Source organism: Blautia acetigignens, from assembly GCF_025566865.1.
In the GTDB taxonomy this organism is placed as follows: Bacteria; Bacillota; Clostridia; order Lachnospirales; family Lachnospiraceae; genus Blautia_A; species Blautia_A acetigignens.
The window spans coordinates 86,239-90,233 of the sequence record NZ_JAOQJM010000016.1 but is presented as its reverse complement, the minus strand read 5'-3'; the positions used below and the strand labels follow the sequence as shown (position 1 = coordinate 90,233).

3 protein-coding genes are annotated in these 3,995 nt (G+C 45.2%); 2 read left to right on the top strand and 1 reads right to left on the bottom strand.

The features are described 5' to 3' along the window. Positions 1–99 precede the first annotated feature (99 nt). Positions 100–1,137 (bottom strand): AraC family transcriptional regulator, encoded by a 1,038-nt coding sequence (locus OCV70_RS15825; RefSeq protein WP_178105360.1) that lies wholly within the window; start codon positions 1,135–1,137, stop codon positions 100–102. Positions 1,138–1,351: 214 nt separating this feature from the next. Between OCV70_RS15825 and OCV70_RS15820 the strand changes: the two genes are divergently transcribed. Next, positions 1,352–2,443, top strand: a complete 1,092-nt coding sequence (locus OCV70_RS15820) for an alpha/beta hydrolase (RefSeq protein WP_117854326.1) — start codon at positions 1,352–1,354, stop codon at positions 2,441–2,443. A gap of 34 nt (positions 2,444–2,477) precedes the next feature. After that, on the top strand, positions 2,478–3,995 hold a 1,518-nt coding region (locus tag OCV70_RS15815), incomplete at its 3' end, for a glycoside hydrolase family 3 protein (RefSeq protein WP_262579863.1).

The following is a 3,995-nucleotide window of genomic DNA, read 5'->3' as shown; positions in this document are numbered from 1 at the left end:
GGGCTTTTGAGACTTGAACCTCTCATCGCAAAACAATATATGATGAAAGGATGTGAAAAAGTCGAGACAAAGTCTACTCGACGCCAATTATGCCACATATCACATATTTGGCGTATCAGAAGCATGAAGCATGTTTCGATATTCCATAGGCGTACATCCGTATTTCTTGCGGAATAGCTGAAAGAAAAAGCTGGTATTCTGATATCCGACGGCAAGGCTGATATCATTTGTGGAAAGTGCGGTGCTCCTTAACAGTTTTGTCGCCTGAGAAAGCCGCTGTGTCTGGACCAGCTCTTTGTAAGTGGTTCCGGTATGCTGGCGTATGTAGGAAGAGAGATAGTTTGGGTGCATATTAAAAAACTCAGCTGTAGAAGAAAGGGTACAGTCCGCAAAGTTTGTTTCGATATATCGGAGTATGGTATAAATCTGATCCACAGAGGCGTGATCCAGAACCATATCGTGCTGGAAAAGATTAATCATCTCGCAGGTAATCAGCGTAAAAAGACTGTCTAAAAAAGGTCCGGATGTTACGGACGGAGAATAAAATTCACAGAGAAACTGGTTGGCAAGATCTGCCAGCCGGTTTTGTTTTTGTTCCGGGGAAAAGACAATATACCTGCTTTCCTGCATCGTGGTGTTCAGAGCCTCAATGAAAAAGTGTGTAAGGTAATTATCCTGAGACAGGCGTTCAAAAAAAGTACCGTTCAGATATTCGCGCGTCAGCAGAAAATTGATGATAATATCATTTTCTGAACATCTTTTGACAGAATGAGGGGCATTCTGGCTGATCAGAACCATCTGCCCGGCTTTTAGCCTGAATGTAGTCTTATTTATCGTCATTGTGCAGGAACCAGAATAAATATAACTCAACTCCAGCCACTCATGGATATGCAGAGGTACGTTTTCAAAACGATCCTGTTTTACAACAGCGAAGTTGTAATAACTCGGAAGAACTTTCTTTGAAAGAAATAAAGAACGCAGATCTTCAAGGTTCGTATCAAAACGGTAACAGGGTGTATCAAACTTACCGCTGGCAACAGGAAATTGTGAATAATCTTTCTTTACACCGTTCAGACGATGGGTTTCTTCGGGAGTGTGCTGCTTCAGAAATTGATTCAATGTAGATAATGTCATCATATATATTCTCTCCTTTTCGAGATATGAATGAACTGTGATTATGGTCATCAGCAGTTTATTTAACCTGTCTAAAATATACCATATTGGGGGCAAAGGTGTACAGAGTAATCTCGGATATTTATTATGTTTGGTCGGTAAATCACTTATGTTTCGTTGATGTAATTTTAGTCTGTATAAAGTAAGATATCAGTAAGAAAAGGAGGCATAGGTTAGGATGAAGATATTTTTTGCAGTAGTGGTGATTGTTTTATTATTTGTAATCGGTGCGACATTATATGTCTACAAAAAAAGTGCCATGTTTTTGCCGGCACTTCTTGGCATCTGCGGATTTCCAAAAATAAAGGAAAGCAGCTATTACGATGAAAACGGACATTTCCGTCCAGGAACGGGGGAGGACAAAGTTGGATTTTTCATGCAGCATCCGGTATTCGGCGGTTTTAAACATATGTTTTTCAATGTGGAGGACAACGTGCTGAAAGCTATTGCGCCTGTAAAGTATAAGGATTTTTTAAAGGCGCAGGGTCGTGAGGAACAATTGGATGCAGCCTTGGAATCTTTCCATTATCTAACCGGACTTGTTGAGAAAGGTCAGGCAAGGCTGGTGCCGGATCTGTATCCTGCGGAAGCAGTGAATAGTCATCCGTACAGGTCACATCTGACGGGAATGTTTTATCAGGGACAACAGGGAAAACCACTTGCCATTGTAGTTCCGGGAGGCGGATTTATCAGTAATGTAACTGATTGCGAGGGGTATCCTGCGGCGATGAAGCTGCATAAAATGGGATATTCTGTTTTCGTCATAAGTTATCCGGTCGGCAGGCAGCTGGGTGAGACAGAACAGGTGAAGCAGGGACAGGCTGCCGCGAGGGAACTGACACAAGTGATCCGATATCTGACGGAGCATCAAAAACAGTTTTATGTAAACATGGATGATTATGCCATCTTTGGTTTTTCAGCAGGAGGACTTATGACCACGGCGTATTCATTTGCAAATTATGAGGACTGCTGCCACAAGAATCATCTGCCAAGACCGAAGGTGATCTTCCCTATGTATGGTCTGGACTGGAATATCAAAGCTTTGCCGGAGGACAAAGGACTGGCGGTATTTTCTATCGTAGGGCGGGGTGATGAGTTCGGTTTTGCAAATGTGGAAGATAAACTGCCGGAATTAGAGAAGGTACTGGGCAAAGAAAATGTGTCAGTTAAAATCATTGACGGTCTGGGACATGGATTTGGCATTGGATATGAAACAAAAGTGAAAAACTGGCTTCAGGAAGCGGTATCCTTCTGGGAAGCCCACAGATAACAGAGGGTAAGATTTATTTAAGGAGGATTTCATAATGAGTAGAAACTTGAAAGAATTAATCAGAGAGATGACGCTGGAGGAAAAAGCAGGACTTTGTTCGGGCGCGGATTTCTGGAACACAATGGGAATCGAAAGATTAGGGATTCCGTCCGCTATGATGACAGACGGCCCGCATGGTCTGCGCAAACAGGAAGGAGCGGCGGATCATCTCGGCCTGAATAAAAGTGTGAATGCAGTATGCTTCCCGGCAGCCTGCGCCACGGCATCCAGTTTTGACGTGGAACTGATGGAACGTATGGGACAGATCCTTGGTGATGAGTGTCAGGCTGAGAACGTGAGCATGCTCCTCGGTCCTGCGGTTAATATCAAACGAAGTCCTCTCTGCGGAAGGAATTTTGAATATATGTCCGAAGATCCTTATCTGACAGGTAAGATGGCGTCAGCATATATCCGGGGCGTACAGTCGAAAGGCATCGGAACCAGTATGAAACATTTCGCCGTGAATAATCAGGAAACAGACCGTATGCAGATATCGTCGGAAGTATCGGAACGGGCTTTCCGGGAAATTTATCTGCCGGCTTTTGAGGAGGCGGTGAAGAAAGCGCAGCCAAAGACTGTGATGTGCAGCTACAATAAGATCAACGGAGTATTTTCTTCAGAGAATAAGAAGCTTCTGACAGATATCCTGCGAGATGAGTGGGGATTTGAAGGATATGTGGTCAGTGACTGGGGAGCTGTAAATGACCGGGTGAAAGGGCTGAAAGCCGGTCTTGATCTGGAGATGCCGGGATCAGAGGGATATAATACAAGAAAGATTATCCGGGCAGTGGAGAATGGAGAGCTGGAGGAGGAGATTCTTGACAGAACGGTAGAGCGCATACTGAAAGTAGTCTTCTCCTACGCAGATAACCGGAAAGCAGAGACTGTATTTGATAGGGAAAAGGATCACAAGGCAGCGGCAGATATCGAAACAGAGTGTGCCGTACTTCTGGAAAATAAGGGGGCGCTGCCGCTGAGAAAAGAACAGAAAATAGTCTATATCGGGGAATTTGCAAAGAAACCGCGCTACCAGGGCGGGGGATCGAGCCACATCAATACGGACAGCGTAGTGTCAGCTCTGGAAACTGCGGTGAGAAAAGGCAGGGCAGTGGAGTATGTGAAGGGCTTCTCGTCAGAGCGTGACGAAATGACAGAAGAAGAACTGAAACAGGCGTGTGAAGCGGCTGCGGGAGCAGATGCAGTTGTAATCTTTGCCGGACTGCCGGACAGCTTTGAATCGGAAGGATATGACAGAACATCCATGGAACTGCCAAAGTGTCAGAATCGTCTTATAGAGGTTGTGGCTGAGATACAGAAGAATGTGGTGGTGGTCCTACATAACGGAAGTCCCGTAGAAACTCCGTGGGCTGAGTCTGTAAATGCCATTCTGGAGATGTATCTGGGAGGAGAAGGCATCGGGGAGGCCAGCGACCGGCTGTTATTCGGGGAGGCGAACCCGGGGGGACGTCTGGCGGAGACTTTCCCATATCGTTTGGAAGACAATCCGAGTTAC